General features: G+C 61.9%; 33 protein-coding genes and 4 pseudogenes. 14 read left to right on the top strand and 23 right to left on the bottom strand.

Annotation, left to right across the window (positions count from 1 at the left end):
• The first annotated feature begins 118 nt into the window (after positions 1 to 118).
• Entirely contained in the window at positions 119 to 241 is a 123-nt protein-coding gene (locus F0Q45_RS29225) for a hypothetical protein (RefSeq protein ID WP_262490962.1), read from the top strand.
• Complete coding sequence (locus F0Q45_RS29220) at positions 238 to 396, top strand: hypothetical protein (protein ID WP_262490961.1); 159 nt, start codon at positions 238 to 240, stop codon at positions 394 to 396. Before F0Q45_RS29225 ends, F0Q45_RS29220 begins: the two co-directional genes overlap by 4 nt.
• 77 nt (positions 397 to 473) lie before the next feature.
• On the opposite strand, the gene F0Q45_RS11975 is transcribed toward F0Q45_RS29220, so the two are convergent.
• The 4 genes from F0Q45_RS11975 to F0Q45_RS11960 all read right to left on the bottom strand — a co-directional run bounded on the left by F0Q45_RS11975 (position 474) and on the right by F0Q45_RS11960 (position 2,050).
• Positions 474 to 809 carry a type II toxin-antitoxin system PemK/MazF family toxin gene (locus F0Q45_RS11975; protein WP_149654163.1) on the bottom strand — a complete coding sequence of 112 codons (336 nt, stop codon included), beginning with the start codon at positions 807 to 809 and terminating at the stop codon, positions 474 to 476.
• Complete coding sequence (locus F0Q45_RS11970) at positions 806 to 1,039, bottom strand: hypothetical protein (protein ID WP_149654162.1); 234 nt, start codon at positions 1,037 to 1,039, stop codon at positions 806 to 808. The genes F0Q45_RS11975 and F0Q45_RS11970 overlap by 4 nt, the downstream gene beginning before the upstream one ends.
• Positions 1,040 to 1,148: 109 nt before the next feature.
• The gene (locus tag F0Q45_RS30185; RefSeq protein WP_373424965.1) at positions 1,149 to 1,397 is read right to left on the bottom strand and encodes a hypothetical protein; all 249 of its coding nucleotides are present in this window, start codon (positions 1,395 to 1,397) and stop codon (positions 1,149 to 1,151) included.
• A complete protein-coding gene (locus tag F0Q45_RS11960) occupies positions 1,394 to 2,050 on the bottom strand; it encodes a hypothetical protein (protein ID WP_149654161.1) in 657 nt (218 codons plus the stop codon). The genes F0Q45_RS30185 and F0Q45_RS11960 overlap by 4 nt, the downstream gene beginning before the upstream one ends.
• Positions 2,051 to 3,032: 982 nt before the next feature.
• On the opposite strand from F0Q45_RS11960, the pseudogene F0Q45_RS30485 reads away from it, so the two are divergent.
• A pseudogene (locus tag F0Q45_RS30485) lies at positions 3,033 to 3,191 on the top strand (IS256 family transposase); the annotation flags it as partial.
• 225 nt (positions 3,192 to 3,416) lie between these two features.
• Here the strand turns inward: F0Q45_RS30485 and F0Q45_RS11955 are convergent.
• Together F0Q45_RS11955 and F0Q45_RS11950 are read right to left on the bottom strand one after the other, a co-directional pair.
• Positions 3,417 to 3,695 carry a type II toxin-antitoxin system RelE family toxin gene (locus tag F0Q45_RS11955; RefSeq protein ID WP_149654160.1) on the bottom strand — a complete coding sequence of 93 codons (279 nt, stop codon included), beginning with the start codon at positions 3,693 to 3,695 and terminating at the stop codon, positions 3,417 to 3,419.
• Positions 3,692 to 3,961, bottom strand: a complete 270-nt coding sequence (locus F0Q45_RS11950) for a type II toxin-antitoxin system Phd/YefM family antitoxin (RefSeq protein ID WP_149654159.1) — start codon at positions 3,959 to 3,961, stop codon at positions 3,692 to 3,694. The genes F0Q45_RS11955 and F0Q45_RS11950 overlap by 4 nt, the downstream gene beginning before the upstream one ends.
• 311 nt (positions 3,962 to 4,272) lie before the next feature.
• On the opposite strand from F0Q45_RS11950, the pseudogene F0Q45_RS11940 reads away from it, so the two are divergent.
• Positions 4,273 to 4,530: pseudogene (locus tag F0Q45_RS11940) on the top strand (type II toxin-antitoxin system antitoxin MazE5); the annotation flags it as partial.
• Complete coding sequence (locus tag F0Q45_RS11935; RefSeq protein WP_149654157.1) at positions 4,527 to 4,856, top strand: type II toxin-antitoxin system PemK/MazF family toxin; 330 nt, start codon at positions 4,527 to 4,529, stop codon at positions 4,854 to 4,856. The pseudogene F0Q45_RS11940 and the gene F0Q45_RS11935, both read left to right, overlap by 4 nt.
• A gap of 194 nt (positions 4,857 to 5,050) precedes the next feature.
• Here F0Q45_RS11935 and F0Q45_RS11930 read toward each other — a convergent pair whose 3' ends face one another.
• From F0Q45_RS11930 to F0Q45_RS11905, 6 genes are all read right to left on the bottom strand, one after another.
• The gene (locus F0Q45_RS11930) at positions 5,051 to 5,470 is read right to left on the bottom strand and encodes a type II toxin-antitoxin system VapC family toxin (RefSeq protein WP_149654156.1); all 420 of its coding nucleotides are present in this window, start codon (positions 5,468 to 5,470) and stop codon (positions 5,051 to 5,053) included.
• A 3-nt stretch (positions 5,471 to 5,473) separates the two neighbouring features.
• Positions 5,474 to 5,740, bottom strand: coding sequence for a type II toxin-antitoxin system Phd/YefM family antitoxin (locus tag F0Q45_RS11925; RefSeq protein WP_149654155.1), 267 nt, complete (start codon positions 5,738 to 5,740; stop codon positions 5,474 to 5,476).
• A 250-nt stretch (positions 5,741 to 5,990) separates the two neighbouring features.
• The gene (locus F0Q45_RS11920) at positions 5,991 to 6,296 is read right to left on the bottom strand and encodes a type II toxin-antitoxin system PemK/MazF family toxin (RefSeq protein ID WP_373424964.1); all 306 of its coding nucleotides are present in this window, start codon (positions 6,294 to 6,296) and stop codon (positions 5,991 to 5,993) included.
• Positions 6,293 to 6,523, bottom strand: coding sequence for a hypothetical protein (locus F0Q45_RS11915; protein WP_149654153.1), 231 nt, complete (start codon positions 6,521 to 6,523; stop codon positions 6,293 to 6,295). The genes F0Q45_RS11920 and F0Q45_RS11915 overlap by 4 nt, the downstream gene beginning before the upstream one ends.
• Before the next feature lie 604 nt (positions 6,524 to 7,127).
• Complete coding sequence (locus F0Q45_RS11910; protein ID WP_149654152.1) at positions 7,128 to 7,544, bottom strand: type II toxin-antitoxin system VapC family toxin; 417 nt, start codon at positions 7,542 to 7,544, stop codon at positions 7,128 to 7,130.
• A 2-nt stretch (positions 7,545 to 7,546) separates the two neighbouring features.
• Positions 7,547 to 7,783 carry a type II toxin-antitoxin system Phd/YefM family antitoxin gene (locus F0Q45_RS11905; RefSeq protein WP_149654151.1) on the bottom strand — a complete coding sequence of 79 codons (237 nt, stop codon included), beginning with the start codon at positions 7,781 to 7,783 and terminating at the stop codon, positions 7,547 to 7,549.
• Between the two features lie 455 nt (positions 7,784 to 8,238).
• On the opposite strand from F0Q45_RS11905, the gene F0Q45_RS29215 reads away from it, so the two are divergent.
• Both F0Q45_RS29215 and F0Q45_RS11895 read left to right on the top strand, forming a co-directional pair.
• The gene (locus tag F0Q45_RS29215) at positions 8,239 to 8,457 is read left to right on the top strand and encodes a type II toxin-antitoxin system Phd/YefM family antitoxin (RefSeq protein WP_262490960.1); all 219 of its coding nucleotides are present in this window, start codon (positions 8,239 to 8,241) and stop codon (positions 8,455 to 8,457) included.
• A 121-nt stretch (positions 8,458 to 8,578) separates the two neighbouring features.
• Complete coding sequence (locus F0Q45_RS11895) at positions 8,579 to 8,992, top strand: PIN domain-containing protein (RefSeq protein ID WP_149654150.1); 414 nt, start codon at positions 8,579 to 8,581, stop codon at positions 8,990 to 8,992.
• Between the two features lie 142 nt (positions 8,993 to 9,134).
• Here the strand turns inward: F0Q45_RS11895 and F0Q45_RS11890 are convergent, their stop codons facing one another.
• Positions 9,135 to 9,341 (bottom strand): hypothetical protein, encoded by a 207-nt coding sequence (locus tag F0Q45_RS11890; protein ID WP_149654149.1) that lies wholly within the window; start codon positions 9,339 to 9,341, stop codon positions 9,135 to 9,137.
• Positions 9,342 to 9,397: 56 nt separating this feature from the next.
• Here F0Q45_RS11890 and F0Q45_RS11885 point away from each other — a divergent pair, with 56 nt between their 5' ends.
• The 3 genes and pseudogenes from F0Q45_RS11885 to F0Q45_RS11875 all read left to right on the top strand — a co-directional run bounded on the left by F0Q45_RS11885 (position 9,398) and on the right by F0Q45_RS11875 (position 10,630).
• On the top strand, positions 9,398 to 9,685 hold the full coding sequence (locus F0Q45_RS11885) for a hypothetical protein (RefSeq protein ID WP_149654148.1): 288 nt from the start codon (positions 9,398 to 9,400) through the stop codon (positions 9,683 to 9,685).
• Positions 9,686 to 9,775: 90 nt separating this feature from the next.
• Positions 9,776 to 10,030: pseudogene (locus F0Q45_RS11880) on the top strand (type II toxin-antitoxin system PemK/MazF family toxin); the annotation flags it as partial.
• Between the two features lie 318 nt (positions 10,031 to 10,348).
• Positions 10,349 to 10,630, top strand: coding sequence for a hypothetical protein (locus F0Q45_RS11875; protein WP_149654147.1), 282 nt, complete (start codon positions 10,349 to 10,351; stop codon positions 10,628 to 10,630).
• Between the two features lie 35 nt (positions 10,631 to 10,665).
• On the opposite strand, the gene F0Q45_RS11870 is transcribed toward F0Q45_RS11875, so the two are convergent.
• Entirely contained in the window at positions 10,666 to 11,265 is a 600-nt protein-coding gene (locus F0Q45_RS11870; protein ID WP_262490959.1) for a class I SAM-dependent methyltransferase, read from the bottom strand.
• 300 nt (positions 11,266 to 11,565) lie between these two features.
• Between F0Q45_RS11870 and F0Q45_RS27650 the strand changes: the two genes are divergently transcribed.
• Positions 11,566 to 11,919, top strand: a complete 354-nt coding sequence (locus F0Q45_RS27650) for a hypothetical protein (RefSeq protein WP_188112900.1) — start codon at positions 11,566 to 11,568, stop codon at positions 11,917 to 11,919.
• Here the strand turns inward: F0Q45_RS27650 and F0Q45_RS11865 are convergent.
• Both F0Q45_RS11865 and F0Q45_RS11860 read right to left on the bottom strand, forming a co-directional pair.
• Positions 11,894 to 12,322, bottom strand: coding sequence for a cellulose-binding domain-containing protein (locus tag F0Q45_RS11865; RefSeq protein WP_149654145.1), 429 nt, complete (start codon positions 12,320 to 12,322; stop codon positions 11,894 to 11,896). The two genes, F0Q45_RS27650 and F0Q45_RS11865, sit on opposite strands and share 26 nt — an antisense overlap.
• Before the next feature lie 188 nt (positions 12,323 to 12,510).
• Positions 12,511 to 12,927 (bottom strand): annotated as a pseudogene (locus F0Q45_RS11860) (IS3-like element IS1141 family transposase); the annotation flags it as partial.
• A 485-nt stretch (positions 12,928 to 13,412) separates the two neighbouring features.
• Between F0Q45_RS11860 and F0Q45_RS11850 the strand changes: the two are divergent.
• Complete coding sequence (locus F0Q45_RS11850; RefSeq protein WP_149654144.1) at positions 13,413 to 14,417, top strand: sugar phosphate isomerase/epimerase family protein; 1,005 nt, start codon at positions 13,413 to 13,415, stop codon at positions 14,415 to 14,417.
• Between the two features lie 26 nt (positions 14,418 to 14,443).
• On the opposite strand, the gene F0Q45_RS11845 is transcribed toward F0Q45_RS11850, so the two are convergent.
• From F0Q45_RS11845 to F0Q45_RS11815, 7 genes are all read right to left on the bottom strand, one after another.
• Positions 14,444 to 16,057, bottom strand: a complete 1,614-nt coding sequence (locus F0Q45_RS11845) for a GMC oxidoreductase (protein ID WP_149654143.1) — start codon at positions 16,055 to 16,057, stop codon at positions 14,444 to 14,446.
• 34 nt (positions 16,058 to 16,091) lie between these two features.
• Entirely contained in the window at positions 16,092 to 16,883 is a 792-nt protein-coding gene (locus F0Q45_RS11840; RefSeq protein WP_149654142.1) for an SDR family NAD(P)-dependent oxidoreductase, read from the bottom strand.
• A gap of 32 nt (positions 16,884 to 16,915) precedes the next feature.
• Entirely contained in the window at positions 16,916 to 18,190 is a 1,275-nt protein-coding gene (locus tag F0Q45_RS11835; protein ID WP_149654141.1) for an FAD-binding protein, read from the bottom strand.
• A complete protein-coding gene (locus tag F0Q45_RS11830) occupies positions 18,171 to 19,601 on the bottom strand; it encodes a sugar porter family MFS transporter (protein ID WP_149654140.1) in 1,431 nt (476 codons plus the stop codon). Before F0Q45_RS11830 ends, F0Q45_RS11835 begins: the two co-directional genes overlap by 20 nt.
• A gap of 43 nt (positions 19,602 to 19,644) precedes the next feature.
• Positions 19,645 to 20,787, bottom strand: coding sequence for a zinc-dependent alcohol dehydrogenase (locus F0Q45_RS11825; RefSeq protein ID WP_188112897.1), 1,143 nt, complete (start codon positions 20,785 to 20,787; stop codon positions 19,645 to 19,647).
• Between the two features lie 46 nt (positions 20,788 to 20,833).
• Positions 20,834 to 21,349 carry a VOC family protein gene (locus F0Q45_RS11820; RefSeq protein ID WP_149654136.1) on the bottom strand — a complete coding sequence of 172 codons (516 nt, stop codon included), beginning with the start codon at positions 21,347 to 21,349 and terminating at the stop codon, positions 20,834 to 20,836.
• 153 nt (positions 21,350 to 21,502) lie between these two features.
• Complete coding sequence (locus F0Q45_RS11815) at positions 21,503 to 22,717, bottom strand: sedoheptulose 7-phosphate cyclase (RefSeq protein WP_223163900.1); 1,215 nt, start codon at positions 22,715 to 22,717, stop codon at positions 21,503 to 21,505.
• 879 nt (positions 22,718 to 23,596) lie between these two features.
• Here F0Q45_RS11815 and F0Q45_RS11810 point away from each other — a divergent pair.
• A complete protein-coding gene (locus F0Q45_RS11810; RefSeq protein WP_149654134.1) occupies positions 23,597 to 23,827 on the top strand; it encodes an MbtH family protein in 231 nt (76 codons plus the stop codon).
• A gap of 22 nt (positions 23,828 to 23,849) precedes the next feature.
• Positions 23,850 to 26,619, top strand: a 2,770-nt coding sequence (locus F0Q45_RS11805) for a non-ribosomal peptide synthetase (RefSeq protein ID WP_149654133.1), incomplete at its 3' end; no start/stop codon positions are given.

The following is a 26,619-nucleotide window of genomic DNA, read 5'->3' as shown; positions in this document are numbered from 1 at the left end:
ACGGACTCATTCATCGGGGGCACGCCAGTCTCATTAGGTTCCGGTAGCGTATTTCTTAGGTTCCAAGCGCAGCTGCCATCGCCCGGCACTAGCCCAGGTCGACATCAATATCCGAAGTGTGAAGGCGTTTAAGCATCTTCGGCCGCAGGTGTACGCGACCGGCATCGTTCCGCTGTCAGACCTCCAACTGCTGGAGGGTATGGCCGACATCGGGGCGAAGGGCGGCAAGAACCCAACGTGATGGATTTGATTGCGAAATGGCGCACCGGAGCTTCGAAATACGGCATGGCGTCTTTGCAGCTCTACCTGCTCAGCTTTGGTTCGCCGATACTGCCGGTGAGCGACCATATAGTGAAGAACAGCCGCATGGTGATGAATCTGCTCGACGGCAACTAGGCCGAGCGCAGATCGTTGGCGACGGGGAGCACGAACTCGTCGTTAGGGTCGCCCCGGTGCTACGACGAGGCTGGGCGTTACAGATCTAGGACGAAGCGCAGTGCTTGGTCAATGGCTTGCATCTGTTCTGGACTAATCATTCCTTGGCGAGGTGACAGTCGTTGGACGGAGACCACCCGCAGCTGATCGCAGCGAGCGTAGGAAGTGTGGCCCAACCCGCTGCTCGCTGGCTCGAGTTCAACGTGGCTTCGCAGGCCGTAACCAGCGGTGGTGATCGGGACGACGACCACCAGACCGCCCGGTCCGTTGTTAAGAATGTCGACCGACACCACCACAGCCGGGCGGCGAAAGGCTGGCTCGTGTCCGACTGGTTGGCCGAGATCGACGTGATAGACCTCCCCCCGCCAGATCAAGCCAGTGCGTCCCACTCGTGACGCTCGGCCAGATATTGCTCCCACAGTGCGGGGTCGCTGCGCAGGCGCCGGTAATCCCCGTTGAGCCCCCGCAAGAACTCCTGCCTCTCCAAGGCGTCGATGGCTGCGTGCACCACGTCGACGACGGCGGTTTGACGAGCCTTGGCTAGAGATTGCAGCCGCTCAGAATCGGGACGGCGGACTCGGACAGTTGTGGTCTCTGCTGCCATGGAGCTAGTGTAGACGAATTGTAGACACAGGGTATGTCGGATCCTCCCCACTGCGTCTTCATCTGATGAATCAGGCCCGCCCCGACCGGAGTGATGAAGCCCTATCTGCCTACAGGGACACCTTGGGATCCGGTGGTCCCTGATCGTCGTCGCTGAAAAGTTTCCAGAGTTGGCTGAATACCGCGCCGGCAAACAAACCACCGGTGACACTCGTGGCGATCGACAGCGGCATATACCGGGCTTTGGACTTCGCGCTCATGTATGACGTCAGTACCCCGTCGTGGTGTTGCCGAATCACGTCGCGCCCGGTGGTGCGCCGCGCTCGCATGGGTCCGCACTCGACGGCCATTGGGCTCAAACAGCGAATCTGCGACGCAGCAACCGCAAGAGTCCACCTGCGATGTTCGCCGCATCCAAAGGCAGCCAGACCAGCAAGCATTCTCCAGCTGCGTATCGCGGGGCGAGGTAGGAGAAATAGCGTGCCAGGGGATCCTCTTCGATGGTGCGCAAACGCGACGCGTACCGGGGTATCGCGATGGTGCGCACTATCCAGGGGTTCTGCCCGACCGAGACGTAGTTGCGCAGTGTGCTGGCCGCGCGCGCCAGGGCTTCGATATCCGGAGGTGTAGGGCACCTAGGGCTGGGGTATATCCGCGACATCGTAGAGGCGAGCAGCCGGTAGACCGCCGGTGACGAGCAGCGGGTCACGTATACGAGCGTGCTCAAGGGATGACAAAGCTTGAAGCGCAGCGCCTGTTTGAGCCCGAACAGACCGGTGTCTGTCCCGCCGTGGTAACCCGGCCGGAAAAACACTCCCGCATTGATCAGCGTAAGGGTGCGTCCTTCGTGGTGCATGGGCTCGAACGCGGTATAGGAGAAGCCCGCGATTTCGTCGCTTTCGCCGTAGAACAGCACTACACGAACATCGTCGCCTCGGAAAAACACTGCTGCGAACTGCTCAGCCGTGCAGCCGTAGCTAGTTGTGGCATAGACCTCATACAGCCGTACCATCAAAGCTGATCGCTGAGCCGCGTCCAGAGATGCCGAGTTGAGGTAGTCGCGACGGAGGACGCGTTTGTCGATTGCGCGTTTAGCAATTGGAGCAGCTGCGTTGCCGTATGTCGCGGATGACGTGATAAGTGGCGACCGGCTTGTCGCGGACGCACGTGGTAATGGCATAGAAAGCTCCTCGAAATTTTGGCGCACCAAACAGTCTGGTGCGGACGTAGTCCCGGACTATACGACTCAGATTTCAACCAGATCTACTGTTTGACAACATGATTCGTCGATCGGAATTCATTGGCAGTATTGCTCCGATTTGGAGCAACGCGGGGGTCGTGCTCCGTGCCCAAAATGGTTTCTCTCCAAGGCTTCCGATGTGTGCCGGAAGCTTGACGCGACGCCATCGTTTGGCGAAAACCTCTAGGTCAGCGGGTCGATCGACTGCTGAAGCGCCAGTTTGATCCGCAACAGCGGACTCGAGGATGTGGGTCAGCTGCGATCCAGTTGGAACCGTTGAGCGGAGCATGCGTTCCACCCAACGCAGGGACCCGGTGCCGCTGCGGACACCGGGTCACGCGGTTCGATGTGAGTTGGTGGGGTGCCCAGAAGAGCTTGAGTTCTTGGCATCCGAGGCGATATGTCGTGTACTGCCGTGACCAGAATGCGGTGCTACTCCGCCATCTTGGCGGGAATTATTTTGTGTAACACCAACACAGGACCGCCCGGGCCGGACATGTGCGTTTCGCCAGCTACCTTAACTATGACCGACGGTTGCGAGATGTCGTTGAGGCGTGCGATGACCTCCGAGCGCTGTTGGTTTGCCTATGGGACGGCCGCGGTGACCTCGACCCGGCATTTCATCACCGGCCGACCTTCGCGCTACCGGGGCGCGACTACTACCTGGCTTACGGCTCTTTGGCCGCGGCAGCCCAGTCAGTAGCCACCGATGACTGGTCGCATTTCTTAGGTTCCAAGCGCAGCTGCAATCGCCCGGCGCTCGAATTTCGTAGAACGAACCTTCGGCGAAACCCGCTGCCGCGCAAAAGCTATCGGTTGGTTTCCCAGGGAGACCAGCTGTATCAGCATCGCTTGGGCCGTACTCGACCGCGCCTCGCGCGGCTGGCGCGGACTCACCATGACCCCCCGCGGGCATTACGCCAGCTCCAAGACGGTTTAGGAACGCAAGAAAGAACGGCATCCCCGTCGCGATAACGATGATGTTCATACTCACCGATCCTGGCACGGGCGTGCGACGACCGAATGACGCCGCCTAGCGTCGCGGGCAGCAGGAACTCGAATACCCAGAACCTCCCAACCAGTTTCGTCACGGTGTCGGGACGAGTGCTCATAGCATCGTCGGAGTTGGCGGCCGCGGTTACCGGCGGTACACGTGCGCTCGGTGCTCAATGCGGCCGACGTAGAGCAAGCTGTCGTCTGGGAGCACCCGAAACGTCACCCGGTAGTCACCGCGCCGCGCGACCCGCCAACCCTCGAACTGGAAGCGCAGTGGCTTCGATACCCGGTAGGGGTCGGCAGGCAACGAGACGGTGATGAACTCGGCGATCGCGGCCGCAACCTTGTGCGGTAGCCGCTCAAGAGCCCGGACCGCCGCGGGCGACAGTTCGACCGACCAGGCTTCGCCGCTCGCACTCACCGAAGCCCGTAGCGGCGACGAATCTCGCTGCCACTGACCGTGTTTCCGGCGGCATAGTCGGCGTCGGCCTGGGCCAGCTCGTCAGCGAGACCGGGAGTTTGAAGCGCATGAAGCGTCTCGTTAAGAGACTCCAAGTCATCAGCGGACATGAGGACGGCGGCGACTCGGCCGTGTCGCGTGATCTGAATAATCTCGTGCGTGGTATCAGCCTCGTCGACGAGTGCCGACAGCTTGTCTTTTGCTTCCGACAACGATATCTGCTTCATGCTTTCATGCTAGCCTAATATCTAGCCTGATATATGGCCGCTGATCTACGTTAGGTCAGCTGAATGTCGCCGTTTTGTATTGTGGCACAGAATATTTCAGCCTAGACACTGCCCCGCCGTACCACCCATTGGTGACGGACTGGCAGGACTTCAGCGGCGATCTCGAAGTCGGCGTCGTAGTGAGCACCGGCGCCTGGTGGAGAAGCCGCCCTGGGTAAGGCAACCATCTATTGGCCCTAGCCGCTTCCCTCGCAACCGGACCGAGACCAATACGGCGGAATCGAATACGGCGGGTACATGGGAGTTTGCTTGGGTTGTGGCATAATAGTGGCATGAATCGCATACGGCTGAGCACTACTGTCGACGCCGCGCTTTTGAGCAGTGCACGCGACATGCGGCCAGGAATCACTGACGCAGCCCTCATCGATGAGGCCCTCGCGGCATTAGTTGCTCGTCATCGATCGGCCGAGGTGGATGCGAGCTACGCGGCCTACGACAAGCACCCGGTTGATGAGCCCGACGAGTGGGGCGATCTAGCGTCGTGGCGGCGAGCGGCTGGAGACTCGTGAGCGCACTTCCCGTACGCGGAGAGGTGTGGTGGTGTGAGATGGCTGAGATCGGTCGGCGTCCAGTCGTTGTGCTGTCGCGCGACGCCGCGATCCCTCGGCTTCGACGGACACTCGTCGCGCCCTGCACCACGACCATCCGGGGGCTAGCCAGCGAGGTTATTCTTGAACCGGGTTCCGACCCGATCCCGCGCCGCTCCGCAGTGAATTTGGACTCAGTCGAAAGTGTCTCGGTCGCGGTATTAGTGAATCGGCTTGGCCGCCTCGCCGACACCCGGATGCGCGCCATCTGCACGGCTCTCGAGGTCGCGGTCGATTGCTCTAGATGACACGTCAGCAAACGAGCGAGAATCCGAGCCGGGGTTCTGCTGAGCGCATTGGAGCGGCCCCGTGGCTCAACGAGAGACGGCTCGCGGCCAAGCTAATGGTGATCGAAAGCAGTACGCAGAGACGCCGGAATCCAATATGCAGCATTACCGGTATGTCGCCGGCGCCGGCTACGCGGTAACAGCGGCCTCTGCTACTAGGCGTCAGGACTACCGAAGCCCCGGCGTGGAGATGCTGTTGAGATCCCAAGGTCCGCTGCTGCTGATAGCATTCGGGCGTCGTAGGTGATCATCGCGCGCAACGAATCGCCGGCTCGCCGTGCCGCGGTGATGTGGATCGCGTCAAGGCTGCGTAGGCGCAACGGCAGCAAGGTGCCAGCGTCGTCTAGCAGTTGCCGGGTCAGCATGACGGAGTCCAGCCTGGTCAGTAGGTCTCGAGCGTCAGCGATGGCTTGGACTCCGTTTGGTGCCACAGCGCGTATCAGCTCCGTGCGCGCCAGAGCCGCTGAGAACAAGCTGTCATCATCGTGTGCGCCCAAAAAGTGAATCAGCGCCTGCGATTCAGCTTCAGCCACAACAAGTTTGACCAATGCCGAGGTGTCCAAATAGATCCGCACGGGCTAGCGCTCGTCGCGCCGAAGCCGCTCAAGGTGCTTAGAGGCGCTGTGCGTGTATGCCGCGGGCTCGAGGTCATCGGTGTTCACCCGATGAGCCGCCTTGACGACTTCGCCAGCGATAATAAGGTCCTCCCAAGGATCGCCGGTGATTGGCACCAGTCGCGCGACGGGGCGACCCCGGTCGGTGATCTCGATCGATTCCCCCGCGGCGACTTCTTCGAGATACTTGCTGGCGTATTGCCGCAACTCCCGCACCCCTATCGTCTTCACGTGCTACATGGTAGCACATTTGCTGGGTCGAAGCGCATGCCTTGCTGTGGTCAGCCATGGGGACGGACCGCCTCGCCCGCCAGACCCCACGCACCACGCATGCCACCCGTTGCAGGACTAGGGCCGAGGGAGCTTGAGCATCGACTGGGACCGCCTGGGTCAACCACGATTTGACTGTGTTGTCGAGGTTTTGGCATACCGGCGTTCTGAAGGCAGCGAGCGCGCGGTTGATGTCTCAGAAACAGCTCTGTTACCGGTCTGGGGTCGCAAGAATCTTGAAGAGCATGTTGTTGACGTTAGTGAGCGCCTGGACATCGATTCGGCGACGGTGTTCAACCAAGTTCGCTTTTCGCAGACTGGCGACTAATCCCGTTGCGGCCCAGTCATTCTCGCCCAAAGCTACACCGAAGCCGGTGTCGGGCTCGGTGTCGAATACAGGCACGACTATCACAGTCGGTTCAGTCCGGATCTCGTTGTACACCGTCGAGGAGATGATGAGCACAGAGATGCCGGTCGCAGTCATCCAGATGTCGCCCCGCCGTGGGGATTGGCTCAAGGCTGTCCCAACTGTTCAAGATTGCGGTCTGCCCAGGCCTCACTGAACGCGGCCGCATCTGGGTGCGCCTGCATCCATTCGTCGTGTGCCACGCACCGCCGCCGCATGTCCTCGAAGTCGAGAAGACTTTCAATCCAGGAGTTCATTGACTGCTGATCTGCGTCCGCGTAGCACTTGACCATCTCATACGCGCTTTCGGACAGCCGCAGCGTGATCATTCGCGCCATGCAGTTATGCTAGCACCTTACGCTAGCATGATCTGCTTTCCGACGTGCCTAATGAGATGGTCGCTGAGAGGGAGACGTGGAAAACATCGCGTTGGACCTGCATGACGCCGGCAAGCCAGATTGGCGCCCGAATGAACGTTAAACCCTTGCCTGGCCTGGAGGTGCGCGACGGCGACACCGTCCTCGATCGACCAGTCCGAAGCTGTCGCCGAAACCGCCTACAGAAGGGCGGTTAAGGCTTTTAGCGGACGCGACTACGGCTGGATGGTTGAGGTTCTGGGCGGACGCTTCCGCTCAGTCGGACATCGGCGCTGGCACTTGGGCACCTGTCCGCCCCGCATCCGGCCGGCATCTCAATCGACAGCAAATAGTTGGGAGGTCAACTGCCACCTCAACTGAGCCCACCGCCCGATCGTCGCCCCTTAACCAGCGCTCTGGGTCTCGACTCCCTGCCATCTTCTCCAGCACCACCGCTAGGCGCCGCAGGAACACGGCGGGATCGAATATGGCGGGCTACCAGTGCTAGCCGCGTAGGTCGGTGGTAGCTTCCAGACCCATACATCAAGCCTTGCGTATGTCAACAAACTCGGAACGGACAACTCCGCTATTGAGGGTGTGGATGGGCGACCGGGCGAAGTTCCAACCTTGGGATACCCGCGAAGTCGTCTGGGTTGCAGGTGTAGAGCGGAACAGCATGTGCGATTGCGCTCGCGGCAATAAGCGCGTCGTACGCGCGCGCGGCCGGCTTACGCCCCGACGCGCGCAGTGCCGCGGCAACGCCACCAAATGCCCGCGCGCAGTCGCCGTCGAACGGAACGACGTCAAAGTCGGCTTCAGCCTGCTGCAGGTGTTGTTGACGTGCGCTTCGCTCGGCATCATCGTGCGCGACATGCGGACCTACGGATAGTTCCGCCAAGGTTATCGCGCTAATCACTGATTCGTCGGGCAGTTCGGTTGGATCGGATATCTCTCCGAGGAGAATCACCGTGGAGGTGTCCAGCATCCCCGGTCTTGGAGCCACGGTCACAGCGACGGATCAATCAGATTGTCGATATCGCGGCGGAGCGCATCTGGGTTCACTCGTGGAAGGTTCTTGCGGCGACGAATCAGCTCAGTCGGGCTGGCGCTAGGACGGGGCAAGGGACGCAGCTCGGCCACCGGCGCACCATCGCGTGTCACCACGATCCGCTCGCCGTGCTCAACGCGGCGTAGTACTTCTGCCCCGTTGTTGCGTAGATCGCGCACAGTCACTCTGTTCATGTCCGCAAGTGTATCACCGGTGAGACGTGGATGTATTCAAATCCGCTGATGCGGTTGTGAACTGGGTGGCGGCACACGCCGGCTTGGGTGCCCGCGGGAGCCCCGAACTCTTCGATGTATCCGCCAGCTGCCACAGAGCGAGGTGTCGTAGCGAGAGAATTCGAACGATCTTGATCTTACCGATGTCCGATAACCTAGGCCGCATCCCATTGTTTTTATCTGATGCTGCCACCGCGGCGGCGCAGCGCTGAGAGCGGTCGCGCCTAACCACCGACAACCGGCATAGCCCCCGCAGCAAACAGAACACGCATCCGGCATCTTCTCGAACATCGGCGACTCGAGGCGGCGGACGTGACCCCCTTTGGCGCACAGAGGAATTGGCGATAAGTACCGCTTTACTTGCACCCGAGTCAAACGCTTTCGGAAGGTTGCCCCCTGCCCCCTACTGCCGGCGGGTGCGCGCCTCACCTGCTCCGGACCCGGCGAGGAATGTAGCACAACATGTGCTACACATCCTCGCCGTGGAGGAGATCGGAGTTCGAGAACTACGTCAGCACGCATCGCGATACCTTGCCGGGGTTGAGGCCGGCGAGGAACTCGGCGTCACCAACAACGGACGGCTGGTAGCCCGGCTGGTCCCTGTCCGGCTGCGGCGCGTTCCCGTGCGGTCTTGATCGATGCGGGTGTTCTAATTCCAGCGCGACATCCACAAAACCTTCTTGAGGTTACGGCCGCGCCGGCACGAGGCCCTAAGGGCAATCTGTCCGATATTCTCAGCGAGATGCGCGAAGAGCGGTGATCTACATGGACACCTCGGCGTTGACCAAGCTGCTCGTTGCAGAAGCAGAGACGCCCGATCTGAGGGCATGGCTCGCCACGCAATGTGCATACGGCGAATTCGCGGTGACGAGCGCGCTAGGCCGAGTTGAGTTGATGAGAGTCGTTGCCCGATACGGTGAACCGGGCCAAGCCGAGCGTGCCCGTTACCTGCTCGATGGGCTCGACACCATCCCGCCGATCGAACCGGTGATTGAGCTAGCTGAAACGATCGGCCCGGCCACCCTGCGATCCCCAGACGCGATCCATCTCGCGGCCGCGGCGCACATCAAGCGGGAGCTGACAGCGTTCGTTACCTATGACTACCGGTTGTTAGACGGCTGCCGGGACGTCGGGCTCACGACAGCGTCTCCAGGCCTAGCCCTGGCATAGCCCGGTGAACGCGTGCGTGTCCTCACCGAGTCCCGGGCCATGACGCCGGACGGGTCCGTAACGTATCGTGCCCAACACACGACACCAAGCATCACCGAAGCCAACCCTCGCAAAGCACACGTCGTCATAGGTCGGATGACGGTCAGGTGAAAAATCGTGCTACTCGCGAGCCCACCGCCGGGTCGCCTGGAAACCGCGTCCAGTCCCGGGCTGGGCTGCCATTGGCCGCGTGGGTGGATTGGCGTGCGCGTATCTCGGTCGGCGCGCTCGTCCTTGCGACGATCGCGTCGGTGATCGCCGTCAGCGACGGCCGGCGCTGCAGGTCGTATTGCCGTTCACCAACCTCCACTTCCCCGACGGTGTGGCGCGGATGGTGCTGGCAGCGTTTACGTCGCTGAACCCGACATGCGTGTGGTGGCCAAGCTGGAGGCCGGGACCAACATCCAGACTGATTTGGTGTTCGCCGGCCTGCACGGTGGCCCCGGCGGGCTGGCGGTCGATGGCGCCGGGAACCTTTACGCCTCCGGCTTCATCAGTCACACTGTGCTCAAGATGGCGGTCGGGACCGGCACGCAGACCGTGCAGCCTTTCACCGATCTCGATCGACCCGAGGGGGTGGCAGTTGATGGCGGCGGCAACCTCGATGTCGTCCATACCTTCAACGACCGGGTGCTCAAGCTATCAGCGAGCTGACCCTGCCGGCGGGTAGCAGCGGGATGGCAGAGATCACAGGGGCACGAGTCCAGAACCCCTCAATGAGCATGTGGATCAGGCCAGCTTCGTCGCGCCAATGCAACGGCGACACGTCTCGGACGCGGTGTCGTCACCGTCGTTCCGATAACCAGTAACAGCGACAAGGTCTTTCCGTTTCAGGCGTTTCTATCGGCGCCAACGAGCGGCCTCCAGGTCGAATCAAAGGCGCAGGCCGAGCAGGTCAGATCCATTGCGACACAACGGTTACTCCGTCGCATTGGCCGGGTATCCCCCGATGAGCTAGTCGACATCGACGCGGCGCTGCGGCTTCACCTGGCGCTATAGCTATGGGGGGCGACACGCGTCGACGTCGGCCGACCAGCACCGACCGAGGCTGCTGACACAGCCGCCAGCAATATTGCATCACCATCGACCGCGGCAAGGATCATCTCGGGTCGACTGAAGGCGTGTGAGCGGAGCGCTAACCGCATCCGGGCCCGCGCCATCCTGCGATGCAAGAAGGACCTGACCCCCAACGAGGCGTATGCCCCTTGGCGAAAGCAACCCGCCGAACCAGTCCAAGCACGGTCCACCAGATCGGGCACCAACCGCCGCGATCGCACCCTAGACAGTCGTAAAGTGCCGAGAGAAGGAGCAATTCCCATGCATTTCTCGGTGTTGCCGCCGGAGGTCAGCTTAGCGCGGTTATTCGGCGCGGCGGGCACCGGCGCGACACTCGCCGCCGCAGCCTTGGGCCGTCTGGCCAATGAAACTCCTCTCGAACTCGCGGCTTGGTTGCGCCTGGCGCGCTGGGCCCGGACTGGTGTCGTGCAGCAAGGTTCCGAGCAGCGCGGCGACGGGCTTGACCGTCACTTATCAGTAAGCCGTTCTGTTTTCGGCAGGATGACTTATCCCCTCGCCGTACGTTTGCTGGTCCCGCGATAGCCGGGCCACAATTGCGCACAGCTACGCCGCACTGATCAGCGGGGTTTGCGCCAGATCAATGCGTATCGGAACAGCGGGAGCTGCTTCCATTGCGCACCTGGAAGCCGCTCGGTCGCGCATTGCCTAACCTCCGAATACGAATGAGCTGGCGGCCAGGCAGTCGGCGCGCTGTGCTCCCAGTAACCTCGCCGCCACGACAACCATCGGTGCTGCACGACACCCACTACGTCAAGCGCGAAATCGCGCGGGCGCGTCGACCGGGCAAGACCGACAACCACCAGAACACCACCTGGAGTTGTCAATTCGGCCACGCGTCGAAGCGCGGCCAGCATGTCTGGTAGGTGGTGAAGGGTCGCCACCGAGGCGACCACGTCGAACGTTCGCGCAAACGGATACGACATGAAATCCCCCAGAATCCAGTCGATGTCGTCACGTCCCTGTCGTGCGGCACCCAAGACCGCCTCGTCTCGGTCAATCCCCACAACGTCAGAAACCTTCTGTCGCAGGTCGGCGGCGAGCAACCCGTTTCCCGCGCCGACATCGAGCGCGGACCGCGCATGATCGGGCACCGCATCGAGTACAAGCCGGTGATAATGGATGTTGTGATTCCACGGTGGCCGTTGTTCAGCTCTCACGACACACGACCATAGCTCCGGCTGGCAGTCCCGCTCCATGCAGTTCACCGATGTGCGCCCAGTGGAAGTCGTCGCAAGCCAAATGCCAACCAAGAAATAGCTCAATCAGGCTGTCCCCCAGCATCTTCAGCTATGGATATCCGTTACATCCGTGAGTAGTTGCCCATCTGCAGCTGATCAATTGGTTTTGGTGGCGCCGCAGGATGGTTCGGCGGCCGGACTCAGGTTTGGACGGGCACCTTCCGTTTGCGTGCCGCGGTCCGCGAGCGCGTCGGCAAGACGCAGCGGCTCGCTATCGTCGTGCGGCGCAACGACGATAGCCGTTCCGGCACTCAGCAAACACCTGGCTATATCGATGGATTACGTCGAGGGCTTCGATCAGCCCGGCTGCTGGAACGCGACCCGGACCGTATGCTGATCGGTCATGTCGCTGCGATCGTCACCGCTATGGCCAAGGCGTTGGACATGCACCCCGATGAGAATGCTGATCAGTCGGATACGGCCATCGGCATCAAGGGCCGGCCGTCAGTCCACCGTCCGGGGCCACCGAAATGCGCTGCGAATGTCCGGCTGTCCATTGCCGATACGGGTCTACAGTTGGCGCCGCGCATTCGCTGGGGAACAGCCGCTAGGTGCAAGAATATTGCCCGTTGAGCCGACAATTCGACGGTGGCGAGTAGGAACCGCTCAGGACGCCTCGTAGCCCACCTGTGGCTGAACCACCGGGTGCAATGATGCGATTCCAATTCGCGGGGGTGAGAACGTAGTGCGTGCCCGATTGCGCAACGGTGCTATTCCACGTGTGCGAGACGGATTCTCCCGCCGGCAAGTCGAATTCGAGCTTCCAATCGGTTAGCGGCGCCATGTTCGGGTTGGTGATGGTGAAGTGGGCGATGAAACCGGTCTGCCACGTCGATGACACCGACAACGTCGCCGTGGGCGCGGCCGCATGAGCTACGGGAGTGATGCCGAGTCCGAGGATCGCAACTATCGATGCCGACACGGACACGTGAAGCGCCGTCCGCCCGCGCTTGACGTAATTTTTCAGTCCGGCCATAGCAGCCAACACTAAACCAAACAGGCGATATCGCCCTCGCATCGCGTGCAAGGTGCAGTAACTTTGTTCAACCGAAACCGTCATGAAACTTAGCCTCGATCAAAAAGCTTGGCAATGCGGGCGGACCTCGGTCTCTAGCCTTGGGAACGCTACGGGACGTGACGCGGGTGCTGTCGTGTGTGTTGACGGAACTGTTCGGGGAAGTTGGGCCGGTACTTCAACGTTTTGAACTGGGCCTTGCTGAACGAGTTGTCGTCGGAGACGTGTGGCCAACTGTGCGACTGTGTGATGCCGAGCAGCCGATTCGCGGCTGGCGACCGTCCAGCCGACGACATGCCGCGAGAAAATATCCAAGATCACATACAGGTAGTAGCAGGTCCACTTGGCCGGCCGCGCAATCTCGTTGTGGTGTAGAACCACACCGCATTTGGGCCGTTGGCGACGAGCTCGGGTCTCACCTTCGCCGGATGGGTGGACTGCCGACGGCGCTCGCGCACCTCACCGGCTTGGCGCAGCAGCCGGTAGAACGTCGAGATCGAACCGAGGTAGACACCCTCGTCGAGCAAGCTGGCCCACACCTCAGCCGGGGCGAGGTCGACGAACCGGTCGCTGTGGCGCGGCCATGGGCAAGATGCGCCGCCAGTTAACCCTCTCCCCAGTCGGCAGGGCCATCCTGCCCGACAAGATCAGCTGGCGCCACAGTGAAATGCTGAAAACCCTTGTCGGGCGCGGCTACTGCGCGCGCCACCCAGCCGCCGGCGCCTGGCCCCTATGCCAACATCTGCGAAACCTGCGATAATTACATCACCGTGCCCGAATTCCGCGGCGCCCGTGATTTGTGGAAAGTAAACACCCCCAGCATTCGCCGGGAATGTCACAAGGAGCGGAGGCCCCGCCCCTTCATCGCATCAGGGGGCGGGCACCTCAACCCAGTTGGCAGTGAGGGCTCCCGACGATGCCCGTGAGCTGCGGAATCGCTGTTTAAGACAAAGTATTGGACAGCACTCTGGTGCGACCAAGACAACGTGCGAATTCAAGTAGCACCCCCTAGGGTTGATGGCGTGGCAGCGGCTTCAGAGTGGAGGTTGATATGAAACTCGGCATATATACCGCATGCTTACCTCACAAGACCTTGGTTGAGTGTCTGGACATTGTCGGTGAGTTGGGCCTGAACAGCATTGAAGTGCATGCCGGCGGCTTCCTCACCGCTCCGCACCTGCCGGTTGATGGTTTGTTGGCCAGCTCGCGGGCCCGTCGAGACTACCTTGCGCAGATTTCGGACAGGGATATCGCACTAACCGCCCTGAACGTGAATTGCAACCCGCTGCACCCCGATCCCGAAGTGCGCGGGATGTACGTACGCGACCTTTGGCAGGCGATCGAACTGGCGGGGTTGCTCGGGGTGCCGAACGTGGTAACGATGTCTGGTCTGCCGGGTGCTCACCCCGGGTGCCTGGCTCCGACCTGGATGCCCCAGCCTTGGCATAGCGCGGCTACCGATGTGTTGCGGTATCAGTGGGATGACGTTGCCATTCCGTTCTGGCGGGACATCGAACGGCGCGCTCGCGCCGCCGACGTGCGTGTCTGCATTGAAATGCACCCACACAATGTTGTGTATAACCCGGCCACGTTAATGCGGCTGATTGACCGCACCGACAGTGAACACATCGGCGCGGAAATGGACCCAAGCCACCTCTTCTGGCAGGGGATTGAACCGATCGAGGCGATCAACTATCTTGGCGACCGCGTATTCAACGCCGCGGCCAAGGACACACGCGTCAACGAAGCCAATTGTCGGTTGAACGGAATACTTGACGACCGCTATGTGACTCCGGACGCCGACGATCCATTGGCGATCAGGCTCGGTGGCCGGTATGTTCTCAATCGGTCTCCGGAGAATCCGTCTTGGCAGTTTGTTGCTGTTGGCCGCGGCCATGATACTGACTATTGGGCGTCGTTTCTCACCGCTTTGCACAGTGTCAATCCGTCGATCGCGGTAAACATTGAGCACGAGGATGACGAACTCGACGTCCTGGATGGACTGAGGTTTGCCGCCGACACACTCACCAGGGCTTCCGCCGGCGTCGGCCGGTAGCCGCAGGTGCGGTGTCAAATGCCGAATCAGCCTGTGGTCCAGGTATTTTCGAGCATTTTGTCTGCTGCCTTTAAGGCGAGCGCCACGCTGGTCAGAGTTGGATTCGATGCTGTTCCGGTAGGCAGCAGACCATTGCCGCCGAGGTAGAGGTTCTCCAATCCCCATACCTGCGAGTTCGTGTCGACGACGCTGGTGTCCGGATCCCGGCCCATGCGGACCGTACCGGCGATGTGTAGGGGCAGGCCCGGGGTCGGGAAACTCGGTTCAGACCCACCCAAGAAGCCACCGATGGCCATCGCAGCCCGCAACATTTCGGCCATCATCGCGTGCAGCCGCACGGCGTCGGCAGAACTGAAGGTGAAATCAAAAGTGGGCTGCGGCATGCCGTGCACGTCGGTGTAGCGATCAGAGAACCAAACCCGGTTGTCGGGCCGCGGGTCGACGAGCCCGAACCACCGTAAGTCCACGATGAGTCTGGTGTCGATATGGGGTACCAGGTCCGCGTAATGAAATGCGTCGCGGTTAATCTGGGCGTGCCACGGCCGGCCTTCCGTGACCGGAATCCAGATGTTTGGCGCCGGATCCGCGCATGGAATTGGCAGGGTGTCGTCGGGGTAGAGCTGTCGATGTGACCGCAGTGCCTCGGTGAACCGTTGGTCGCCCTCGATCTGATCGACGAGGTCACGGAGCAGGATTACCTGACAAAAAACCGTGGGATGTTCGGTCAGATACCTACCCAACGCCGGTGGCCGTATTTCGGACGCCCACAACAACTGCGGAGTCAAGACGGCTCCGCACGCGACGACATAGTGGGCGGCATAGATGCGCACACTTCGCATGCCGATAAGGTCACGTGCTTCGGCATACTCAATGCGCGAGCCGTCGGCGTCTTGAACCAAACGGGTGCACAGATGCTGCTGGAGAATCGAGAACCGCTCCGGATCCCCGCCTGGATCTGCCAGATCGCCGAGGATGGTGTCAGCGCCCGTCCATGTCACCATCCGGGGATTGTTGGGTATGCGGTTGACGGCGAGCGGAAGGTCTTGCACCTGGTAACCGGCTGGCAGCTCGGAGAATTCCTGCCGGAGCGCGTCGATGAGTAGCGTCTGTCGCACCGAGTGATCGAATACGCCCTGCCTGACGCCGAGCAGGAGTTCGGCTTCGGTGTAGTACCGCTCCCATTCGTCTGCGGGAATTCCGTTGTAGCGCTCCATTGTTGGATGATGTCGCGGACACACACAGGTCCAGTGGGTCGCCATGCCACCCACGGCGTAGCACGCCGCGGCGGCCGGGATGTTTCGATAAGGGTCTTGGTCCGGATTCTCGGCATTGCGAGCGTTGGTGCTGTTGGTCCCCAATTCGGGAAACGCCAACGGATCGACCGCGAGCTCTGGCCGGGCGCTCGGCGGGATCGAGAGCAGATGCAGATGGCTGCGGATGACCGGTTCGAACAGATCCGGGTTGTGTTGGTAGATGTAGGCGTTCTTGAGGTTCTGGCCGGGGCGCGCGGAGAGCTGGGCGCCCGCGTCCATCATGATGACGCTCAATCCGCCATCGACCAGTTTGCGGGCAAACGCGGATCCGATGGGGCCCGAGCCGACGATCAGGACGTCGGTCCGGTACGACGTATGCGAATTCATATAGTCCCCCATCGGTTCTGCCGTCGATCATCCGTCACGGGATGATTGTCGCGATGACGCCACCGTCGACCCGCAATGCCGCGCCGGTGGTCGCAGATGCGCGATCGGAGGCCACATAGTGAATGAGATTTGCGACTTCGCTGGGCAGGCAGAAGCGCTGTAGCAAAGATGCCGGGCGAATATCGGCAAAGTAGCGCCGTTCGGCTTCCTCGAACGGGACACCGCCGTACATTTTGGCAACAAAGTCCTCGGCGCCCGGGGTGCGGGTCGGTCCGGGCAGCACAGCGTTGACGGTGACTCCGGTCCCGGCGACTCCGATCGCGAATCCGCGTGAGACCGCCAGCTGCGCCGACTTGGTCATGCCATAATGGATCATTTCCGGAGGGGTGGTGACTCCGCACTCACTGCTGATGAATATCACCCTGCCCCAGCCGCGTTCGGCCATGCGCGGGGCGTAATGCCGGGTGAGTCTGACACCGCTGAGCACATTCACTTCGAAGTGACGCCGCCACTCGTCGTCTGTAATCTCGAACGGCGGTGTTTCGGTGAATATGCCGGCGTTGTTGACCAGGACATCCAGGTCAGGGACGGCCGTGAAGATCTGCTGGGCACCGTCCGCAGTAGCGATGTCGGCAGCAATAGCTATGATCTCTCCGGCATATTCGCCGGCGGCATGGCGGATGCGTTCGGCGGCCGCAGCGGTGCGGTCTTGATCTCGCCCGTTGACATACACGGTGTCGCCACTATGCGCGAAAGCGAGTGCCGCAGCTTCCCCTATACCGGATGTGGACCCGGTTATGAGGACGTGGCGTGGATTCGGTGGCATTACTTCTCCTTACCTGGCCCCGGGTACGGATCTCACCGGGAAAAGCAATTGTTTATCAGGTCATTTCGGAATTTCTCGCCCGAGTCGACTGTCCGGATGAGGCGTTCGAAATCACTCCACCGCGCGTAGCTGGCGCGCAGGCGATCGGCGCCAATCGTGAAGAGTTTGCCCCAATGCGGACGCGGGTCAAACGGTGCGAGCACATCCTCGACGTCCGCGAGGACGGGCGTCACGGCGGACATGTCGGGGCGCCACGTGAAGTGGATGGCAACGCTGTCGCGGTGATAGCTGGGACTGAGCCAGCATTCGTCGGCCGCGACGGTGCGGATCTCGCAGATCAGCAACCCTGGCGCGAATCGGGCGCGGACCCGGTGCAGGGCTTCAAGTGCGGCGACCGCGTGGGCCTTGGGCAGCAGGTATTCGGACTGCAGTTCGTCGCCGGTCGCAGGCCGAAAATCGGTACGAAAGTGCGGAAGTCGTTGATGCCAGGGCCCGGCGACACCTAATTGGTCGGTGCAATTCGTTGCCGGCAGCCCGGCCAAGGGGTGCTGGGGCGCCCGGGCCGGACGCACCGCGGCGTAGGCGAGATCGTCGTGTGGATCGCCGCAGCGGCGTTTGATCCAGATCCGGTTTGCTTCGTTGAAGCCGGAGAAGATGCTCACGCTGTAGGCACTGGCGGTGATGCTGTCGAAGTGGGCGAGCAGGGCGCTCCAACTCAGCCCGTTGTACACGTGTTGTTCGACGTCGAACGTCGGGCACAGTTTGAGGCGCAGGCTGGTCACGATGCCAAGCGAGCCAAGGGAAACCGTGGCGCCAGCGAAGTCGGGATCTCCTTCGGACCAGGTGATGAGTTCGCCGTCTGCGTTCACGAGCGTGACAGATGTGACAGCGTCGGAGAGCGCCCTGTTGGAGTTGCCTGAACCGTGGGTTGCGGTGGCGCAGGCGCCGGCCACGGAAATGTGCGGCAGGGAGCCAAGATTGTTGAGGGCCAAACCGTTTCGGTGCAGATGGGCCGCTAGTTCTCCGTAGCGCGTTCCGGCGCTGACATCGACACTCATCCTGGGTCGATCGATGTCCATGACCAGTGGCAGCCGGTCGACCACGATGAGATCGCCGGTGGTAACCGCGATCCGATTGAAGGAATGGCCGCTGCCTAGTGCCCGCGCTCGCGACGCCGCGGCCACGATCTCTTGCAGCTCCGGTATTGACGCGGGCCGGTGGATGTGCTCGGGGCTGAAGGTGACATTGCCCGCCCAGTTACTGACCTCGGCCTTCCGGGCCTGGGCATCAGTTTGGCTCTGGGGCATAATGTTTCGCTTTGACGTTGTTGTCGGTCAACTTGGCTTCCACCTCGGCAAGGGTCAGCCCCTTCGTTTCCGGGACGCACCGGCGGACGAAAACCAGGAACCCTACCGAGATAGCGGCGAAAATGAGGAATCCAGTGGCAGCGCGATGTGGGTCACCGGGATTTCCCACCAGGATTGGAAAAAGCAGGGCAATCAGCAGGTTCGCCAGCCAGTTGACAGTAATAGCCGCCGCGCTGGCGCGGGACCTGATGCGAGCCGGAAGCACCTCCGCGACCAGTAGCCATCCAATCGGTCCGGCTGAGAACGCATGACAGGCCATGAAACCAAGCATGGCGGCGATCGTTATTGCGCCGGACACCGCGGATGACGACTGCAGGCCGAAGCTCGTCGCGAGAAGCGCGACAACGATTCCGGTCAACCCAACCGTGAGCAAAGGGCGGCGTCCATACCGGCTGAGCAGCCCCATCGCGACGATCGTGAAAACGACATTGATAACTCCGAGGGAGAACGAAGCGATTTCGGCGCCGGCACGGCCGCCGACGCCGGCCATGGCGAACACTGCGGTGGAGTAGTAGACGACGGCGCCGACGCCAACCAGGGTATCGATCAACACTGCCCCCACGGCGATCACGATGGGCCGGCGCAGAGACGGATCCGCGAGCGCAGAAACCTTCCCGGCGGCCGTGCTGGAATCCGAGTTGGCGGTAGCTCGATGCGCCTCGACGATGGTCTCGAATTCGGCGGCGACTTCGTCGGGGTGCCGAATTTCCATCAGCGACTCGCGGGCCTCGTCGGGGCGGCCTCGGGCGACTAGCGAGTATGGACTGGACGGGACCAGTGTCATCGTCACTGCCTGCAGTATCGCTGGGACCGCATTGGCAGCGAACATGATTCGCCACTCGTGGCCGCCATAGCTGAGGATGGCCCCCACCGTGAGAGCCAACAGGAACCCGAAGGCAAGGGAGAATTGGTAAGCCGCGATCATCACGCCTCGGTTGCGAACGTGAGCTAGCTCGCCGATGTAGGTGGGTGTGACCCCGGTTGTTACGCCAACCGCGGCGCCGAGAATCAGCCGGCCGATCACCAACGCCGGCGCGCCGTCCGCTGTTGCGGCGATGAGGGATCCGGCCGCGGCGACCAGCCCGGCAACTCCCAGCACCAGTCGGTGACCGTGGCGTTCAACGGCGTGTCCAGCCAGCAGGCATCCGACCAGCGCGCCGGCAATCAGGCTGCTGACAACGGTTCCAACCGCCAGCCCGGACAACGAGTATTGCTGACGGATTGGTCCGATGGCGTCGTTACTGACGGCGATCGAGTAGCCGAAAAGTGTTCCCGCCGAGCCACCGATGAGGAATAGTCGCCAGCGCAGCATGCCAGAACGGGCGAGCAGCCCTGTTTCGACTATGGCCACGGCGGTTGTCCTATCAGGTGGTGTGGCTGCTGGCGATCGTGGACTAGGCGGTGAGCGTGACTTTGACCGCGTCGCCGGCCAGATCTCCGAACGCCTGGTCGAGGTGGTCAAAAGAGTATGAATGGGTGATCAAGCGCTCGAACGGGATGTTGGGATGCTTGCGCAGCATCGCCATGGCTTCGCTGTATGAGCGCGGCGGGTTGAAGCTCATACCGAACAGGCGAACATTGCGTTGGCAGATGTCTTTCGCCGGATCAATGCTGACGCCCACGTCGCCGGGAACAATGTTTCCGACTTCCACGACGGTGCCGAGCCGGCGAACCATGCTCAGCGCTTCCCCAAGCGCCGCGGGGTGGTTGGCCGCGTCGATCACGATGTCGGCCCCGAGCCCGTGAGTCAGGTCCAACACCGCCTCGCGGCGTTGTGCCGCATCGAGTTCGGCAGTGTCGATCACCACGTCCATGCCGATGTCGCGGGCGGCGTCGAGCCTGCTGGCGCGTGACCCGGAAACCACGACGATGCCGATGCCAAGATGACGCAGCACCAGGCCCGTGAGCAGCCCGACCGCACCCGCACCGAGAATCACCGCGGTGGAGTCGAACGTCAGCACTTCCTCCGGCACACCTGCGGGCGTCTTGGCGATGTTGACTCCGCGGACCGCGACGGCCAGCGGATCCAGTAGCGACGCCACCCGAGCCGGCACATGGTCGGGTACCCGCCAGAGATATGTTCCGGGCTGCACCGCAACGTGTTTGCCGAAGCCGCCGGTCAGCGTGGGCTGGTGGGCGCCACCATTCCGCGACAGCGGTTCCAGACCGATCGCCTCCGGCGGAACGCCATACACGAAGGCATTGCTGCAGGTGGTCGCGCCAGGCCCGAAGCGCCGGCATCCCCAGCACCTGAGGCACGGCACCCAGGGAAACAACGCGACGGTGTCGCCCTCCCCCAGTGGCTCGCCTGCGGCATCAAGCCGGGAGTGACTGGCCCCGAAAGCTAGTATGGTGCCGACAATTTCATGACCGAGCACCATCGGCACCGTTGGATCGCTAGCGACGAAATGCCGGTCGGATCCACAGATGCCGTTAGCCGTTACTTCGAGCAGAAGACCTTCGTCCGGCGGCGCGGGCAGCGGCACCTCGATCCTTTCGAATCGGTTTTTCCCGACCCAGACGTTCGCAGTCGTCATCGTCATAACAATCTTGTTTCCCTCGTCCGCTCGAGGCCGGTGCTCGTCACTCGTTGCCCGCCGGCCACAGGCCCGGGAAACCGCGCTCGTCCAGGTAGGGTTCGCTGCCGTCGTCCTTGACGATCGGCTGAGGTAGCTCAGCGACATACTCCAGCCGCATGCTGTTCAGATCGGCCTTATCCGTGAAGAACAACAGGATCCGGTCATCGTCCTGCAACGCCATGCCGTCGTGACCGAAGCCGAGTTCGGCAAGCTCCTTGATCCGGCCTTCAACGTTCGGATAGTTCATGAAACCCAAGTGGTGGAAGCCTTCCCCCTGGGCCACCGAGTGGGTTCCGTCGCCGGTGAATTCCATCAGCTCGATGTGTGGGGGACCCTCCTTGGAGAAGGCTATGCGTGCATCGTGGTGATGCGGGTCGGGGTTACTGCTGTCGACGTAGCGGTCGGTGCAGTACCGGCCGATCGGACTGAACGTGTAACCCGTTGCCGCCGACCAGCGTTCAATCGCGGTTTCCAGGTTTGCCACGAGCAGAGCGACATGATGAATCTGCGGGCCAGCCATTGATTAGGTAGGTACCTCTCTTTGTTCCATTTGGTTGGCTGTGGTCACAACCATTATCGGGCGGCTGCACACATGCTCGGACGTGGACGCAGTCGCGTCAATCGGTTGGTAGGTGGGCCTGCGGCCGAACCGTCTTGCTTGAGTTGTTGTTGGTCAGGTGGAGTATGCCACCGACCGAACGGAACGTGCTGCGGCCGGGTGATGAATCTGCAGGAGGGTAAGCATTTCAGCTGCCGCATGTGCGATTTCGGCATTGTTCAGATCGTTGACGAAGACAGTTTGGCCGATTCCGTTCAGTAGAGCCAGGTGCTGCCGCCCGCCGCGGTGGCGGACCGTGTCGGCGAAACCCTCGTAAAGTAATTCGGTGTCGCAGAACAACGGATGCGACGCGGCCAGACTCATCCCGAGCGTGGTCTTGACGATGCGGTCGAGTTCGGCGCGGGTCAGCAGCCCGCGGTTGGTGGCCAGTATGGCAGTGAACACACAATCCATGGCAACGGCTTCACCGTGCAGAAGCTCTGGTAGCGCCCGCATCTCGACGATAGGGGAAAAGGTGTGGCCATAATCCACGATCCGCTGCAGATCGTCCTCCCACAGGTTCTGCTGCAGCTCCTCGGCCATGCCCGCGATCGACCGGCGCATCACCTCCTGCCCCGGCGGGGTGCCCGGCCCGTCAAACCCATGGTCCTGCAGCCGCTCGGCAACGAGCCGAGGGCCGTGTGCCTCCAGGATTTCGAACAGGCGAACGTCCTTGATTAAAGCAATTTTGAGTGCCTCGCCCAGCCCGCTGCTGATCTGGCGCTCTGGCAGGGTGGCGATCAAGCCCCGGTCGATCAGGGTGCGCGGCGGAGGGGCGAACGTGCCCAGCCGATTTCGGAAACCGTCGAAGTTCACACCGGTCTTCGCTGACACACTGCCGTCGATTTGGCAAAGCAAAGTCGTTGGTACCCGCACATACGGGATACCCCTTCGGTAGAGGCTGGCCGCCATTCCGACCATGTCCTGCAACGTCCCACCGCCGATGGCGATCGGCGGGCTGCCTACCCGAGGCGTGCCGATCTCGTTGAGCCGAGTGGCTACCCGCAGTACGTTTTCGATGACCTTGTTCTCGTCCCCGCTAGGCAACGTAAGGTATGAGGCCGCAATGTCGTTCGCGTAGAAATAAGCGCGGATGCGGTCGCCGAAAAGGTCGTCCACAGCCTCGTCCATCACCACGAGGCGGGTGCCCTCGTTCGGGTAATCGCCGCATTGGCGACCCAACTCCGGGTTTCCGACATTGAACAGGTCAGATGTCTCAACGACCTCGTAATTGATTTCTTTGACGGCAGCCATACGCCATCGGCTCAGACCACCAATACTGCTTTCCACGTATTAACTTCTCCCCTCGCGCTAGTCCGGCGCACGCCGAACGCATACAGACAGCTTGCCGCGATTACCTGGCGATGTCTGTCAACTAAACGGTTCCGCAGGTAGTTGAAACCGTGAGCCCCCCAACCGGTGGATTCCGCGGTCCCCCGATTGGCGTCGAGAACGAGGCTGAGGTCCGTTTGTTTTGCTCGGCTGTTGCTCGTGTCCGCTCGGTTGCAGGAAAATTTCGGCAGGCATACCAGGGGACCTTCGACGGGCGCAGTGATAGTCGCGTATTATCTTGAGCTCGATCTTGCGGTGTTCTGATCGCTTCGACTGAGTGACTTCCACAGGCGACGGCTGTCGTCCACCTCCGCGTCCGCCGATCGGGGGACACGAATCCTGGTACCGCACCGGAGCGGTTGGTCGCGCGGCAACCCTTGAACGTGGCTTCCGCTCAACGGTCTCGGCTTCGCTGAAGGGCCAGACCGACGCTTCCGGTCGAGTTGATCGTCTCGGTACGGCCCCGAAGACATGGAATTGTGGGTGATCACGATTCATCCATATGCGCCTGAGGCCAGCCTACTCGTACGATGCCCTGCAGATCATGCTGCGTTGGCCGGTGTCCGCGGTTGCCGACTCGTGCTGAAAACCTTGCCCGGCAAACAATTTGACGAGCACTCTGACGAAGCGCCGCCCTCAATCGACGGGCCGTTGGGCGGACTGCCTGGGTCCGCTGATCGGGGGACACAAATTCTCTCCGGGCGGCGGATATGCGCTGGAGGGGCCACGCGGCCAGACTGGCATTATGGATCAGCCTGATTTTAAGTCTTCCGGCCCCGGGCCGCGGCGTCCTTGCGTGACGAACTTCGCACAACAAGCTAGGGGGTCGGAAAACCCATGAGCGCCAATCCGTTCGACGACGAGAGCGGCAGCTTCGTCGTCTTGGTCAACGAGGAAGAGCAGCACAGCCTATGGCCAGCCTTCGCCGACATCCCCCCGGGCTGGCACGTGGCTTACGGCAAGGCCGCGCGCGCGGCCTGCTTGGACTACGTCGAGCAGAACTGGCCCGATATTCGCCCGAAGAGTCTGCGCGAGAAGCTGGCGCAGGACCGGGCTTTTGACAGCTAAGCGGCTGGGCGGCCGTGGTTAGATGCAGCTTCAGGAGCGCGCGCTTCCGCTGACGCGGGGACAGCTGGGCATATGGCTTTCGCAGGAAACCGGTGTTTCGGAGACGGATTGGCAAGCTGGCTGGTTCGTGGTCGTAGCCGGCTCGGTGCAACCTGACCTGCTTGCGCAGGCGATCCGCCACGTGGTGCAGGAGGCCGAACCACTGAGGGCCGGCTTCGTTGAGGTGGGTGGCCGGGTTGTCCAACGGGTAATTGATTACCCCGATGTCGAAGTTGCCCATTACGACCTCAGGTGTTTACAGGATTCCGTGCGTGAGGCCTATGCGCTTGCGTCTTCGATTCGACGCACGCCGATGCCGTTGGCTGGCCCGCTGTTTAGGTTCGCGTTGTTTCAAACGCGGCCAGATGAATTTTACCTGTTCATCTGTATCCACCATATAGCGATCGACGGGTTCGGTTCGACGCTCGTCAATAATCGGATCGCGACTGTCTACTCCGCGATTGTTGCGGGGGCGCCTATCCCGCCGGCGCATTTTGGCCCGCTGCAGGACCAGGTTGACCGCGAGTTGGCCTACGAGGCGTCGAGCGATTATCAGGAAGACCTTGCCTATTGGAGTGGGAATCTTCCGACGGAAAGCGGACCGGACTATCCGTTGCCACCAGCCGCGGGTGGGCGTGATTCGTGCACGCTGTCCGCGCCGGTTCAGCTTGACCCTACCGTCCTGGGTCGCGTGGAAAACTTTTGCCGGACTTTAGGTGCTCGTCGCGCATCGGTCATCGCTGCGGCGTGCGCACTGCTCGTGCGTGGCTGGTGCGCCGGCGGCTCAGAAGTCGTGCTCGATTTCCCGGTCGGTAGGCGAACAAGTCTGGGCTCAAAGACGTTTCCCGGAATGGTTGCCGGGATTGCGCCGCTGGTATTGACGGTGCCGCCGGGATCCACCGTTGCCAGCTTTTGTGCGCACGTTGACACGCGGATACAAGAAATTCTGTCCCATCAGAAGTTTCCGGTAGAGGTTTTGGCGAACAACGCTAATCCCCGGGGCGGACCGCCTGCAAAGAAAGTTTGCGTCAATTTCTGTCCACCGATGACCGTTCTGCCCTTCGGTGATGCGACAGCAACGATGGTGGTCATCAGTTTTGGCCGTGTGGACCATTTTACATTGTTTTTCTTTAGGGACGGTGATCGGCTCTCTTTGAGCACTGCGGGTGCTGGCCAACCTTTTTTGGATTTCGAAGTCTCCGATTTGCTAGCGCGGCTGGAGCGGGTGTTGGTGGCGATGACCGCCGATCCCGATCGGCCGCTTTCGTCGATCGACCTGCTCGACACTGACGATCAAACCCGCCTGGATCGGTGGAGCAACCGCGCGGTGTTGACCCAGCCGGGGTTGCCAGAGTCGATACCGACCCTGTGGGCCGCGCAGGTCGACGCCAGCCCGGACGCTGTCGCGTTGGTGTGCGCACCGCACTCGCTGACGTATCGCGAGCTTGATCAGCGCGCTAACCGGTTGGCGCACCTGCTGGTCGATCGCGGCGTCGGTTCCGGTGATGTAGTGGGGCTGCTGTTCGAGCGCTCGACCGAGGCGGTCATGGCGATCCTGGCCGTTCTGAAAACCGGGGCGACTTATCTGCCGATCGACCCGATGCTGCCGCCGGCGCGGATTGCGTTCATGCTCGCCGATGCCGCACCAGTGGCGGCGTTGAGCACCGTCGAGCTGGCTGGCCGGCTCGACGGGCACGACGTGCTGATCACCGATGTCGATGACCCTGTGATCAGCACCTATCCCAGCACCGGACTGCCGCACCCGAAGCCCGGCAATATCGCCTACATCCTCTATACCTCCGGCACCACGGGTAGCCCCAAAGGCGTGGCGATCACCCACCACAACATCACCCAACTCTTCACCGCACCAACCACTTTCACACCCACACCGGGTCAGACGGTGACCCACTGCCATTCCATCGGCTTCGACGTCTCGGTCTGGGAGATGTGGGCCGCGTTGTTGCACGGCGGTCGGTTGTTGGTGGTACCCGAGGCGACAACCCGCTCCCCCAACGACTTTCATGACTTGTTGGTCGCCGAACAGGTTGGCGTTCTCACCCAGACCCCGTCGGCGGCGGTGGTGTTGTCACCGGAGGGTTTGGAGTCGACGACGCTGATAGTGACCGGCGAGGCCTGCGCGGCCGACCTGGTCGAACGCTGGGCGCCCGGGCGGGTGATGGTCAATGCCTACGGCCCAACCGAGACCTGGTATGCGTCAATGAGTGCGCCGCTGCGGCCGGGTTCCGGGGTGCCGCCGATTGGTGTGCCGTTGTCGGGTGCGGCGTTTTTTGTGTTGGATCCCTGGTTGCGGCCGGTGCCGGTGGGGGTGGTCGGCGAGTTGTATGTGGCCGGTGCCGGTGTGGGGTGTGGATATTGGCGCCGCGCGGGGTTGACTGCGGCACGGTTTGTAGCTTGCCCGTTCGGCGGGCACGGGACACGGATGTACCGCACCGGGGATCTGGTGCGCTGGCGCACCGATGGGCAACTGACGTTCCTTGGTCGCGCCGATGAGCAAGTCAAGATCCGCGGGTACCGCATCGAGCCCGCCGAGGTGGCCGCCGTAATGTCACGGCTGGATCGGGTCGATCAGGCGGTGGTGATCGCCCGCCAGGACCGTCCCGGCGACAAACGCTTGGTGGGCTACTTCACCGGGACCGCCGATTCCGACGAGGTACGCGCGGCGTTGGCCGAGCAACTACCGCCGTATCTGGTGCCCGCGGCGGTAGTGCTGCTGCCCGCATTGCCGTTAACGG

This window comes from Mycobacterium simiae (assembly GCF_008370645.1).
Classification (GTDB): domain Bacteria; phylum Actinomycetota; class Actinomycetes; order Mycobacteriales; family Mycobacteriaceae; genus Mycobacterium; species Mycobacterium simiae_A.
The sequence above is the reverse complement of the archived record's forward strand: the minus strand, read 5'-3'. Positions and strand labels throughout refer to the sequence as shown.

What these genes read in the sequence shown, in the direction of transcription:
- F0Q45_RS11970 (WP_149654162.1), bottom strand. Translation starts at nt 1,039, where the DNA reads ATGGCAGCAGAGACCACAACTGTCCGAGTCCGCCGTCCCGATTCTGAG.
- F0Q45_RS11960 (WP_149654161.1), bottom strand. Translation starts at nt 2,050, where the DNA reads ATGGTACGGCTGTATGAGGTCTATGCCACAACTAGCTACGGCTGCACG.
- F0Q45_RS11950 (WP_149654159.1), bottom strand. Translation starts at nt 3,961, where the DNA reads ATGAAGCAGATATCGTTGTCGGAAGCAAAAGACAAGCTGTCGGCACTC.
- F0Q45_RS11915 (WP_149654153.1), bottom strand. Translation starts at nt 6,523, where the DNA reads ATGGCGCGAATGATCACGCTGCGGCTGTCCGAAAGCGCGTATGAGATG.
- F0Q45_RS11905 (WP_149654151.1), bottom strand. Translation starts at nt 7,783, where the DNA reads ATGAACAGAGTGACTGTGCGCGATCTACGCAACAACGGGGCAGAAGTA.
- F0Q45_RS11885 (WP_149654148.1), top strand. Translation starts at nt 9,398, where the DNA reads ATGCGTGTGGTGGCCAAGCTGGAGGCCGGGACCAACATCCAGACTGAT.
- F0Q45_RS11875 (WP_149654147.1), top strand. Translation starts at nt 10,349, where the DNA reads ATGCATTTCTCGGTGTTGCCGCCGGAGGTCAGCTTAGCGCGGTTATTC.
- F0Q45_RS11865 (WP_149654145.1), bottom strand. Translation starts at nt 12,322, where the DNA reads ATGGCCGGACTGAAAAATTACGTCAAGCGCGGGCGGACGGCGCTTCAC.
- F0Q45_RS11850 (WP_149654144.1), top strand. Translation starts at nt 13,413, where the DNA reads ATGAAACTCGGCATATATACCGCATGCTTACCTCACAAGACCTTGGTT.
- F0Q45_RS11845 (WP_149654143.1), bottom strand. Translation starts at nt 16,057, where the DNA reads ATGAATTCGCATACGTCGTACCGGACCGACGTCCTGATCGTCGGCTCG.
- F0Q45_RS11840 (WP_149654142.1), bottom strand. Translation starts at nt 16,883, where the DNA reads ATGCCACCGAATCCACGCCACGTCCTCATAACCGGGTCCACATCCGGT.
- F0Q45_RS11835 (WP_149654141.1), bottom strand. Translation starts at nt 18,190, where the DNA reads ATGCCCCAGAGCCAAACTGATGCCCAGGCCCGGAAGGCCGAGGTCAGT.
- F0Q45_RS11825 (WP_188112897.1), bottom strand. Translation starts at nt 20,787, where the DNA reads ATGACGACTGCGAACGTCTGGGTCGGGAAAAACCGATTCGAAAGGATC.
- F0Q45_RS11820 (WP_149654136.1), bottom strand. Translation starts at nt 21,349, where the DNA reads ATGGCTGGCCCGCAGATTCATCATGTCGCTCTGCTCGTGGCAAACCTG.
- F0Q45_RS11810 (WP_149654134.1), top strand. Translation starts at nt 23,597, where the DNA reads ATGAGCGCCAATCCGTTCGACGACGAGAGCGGCAGCTTCGTCGTCTTG.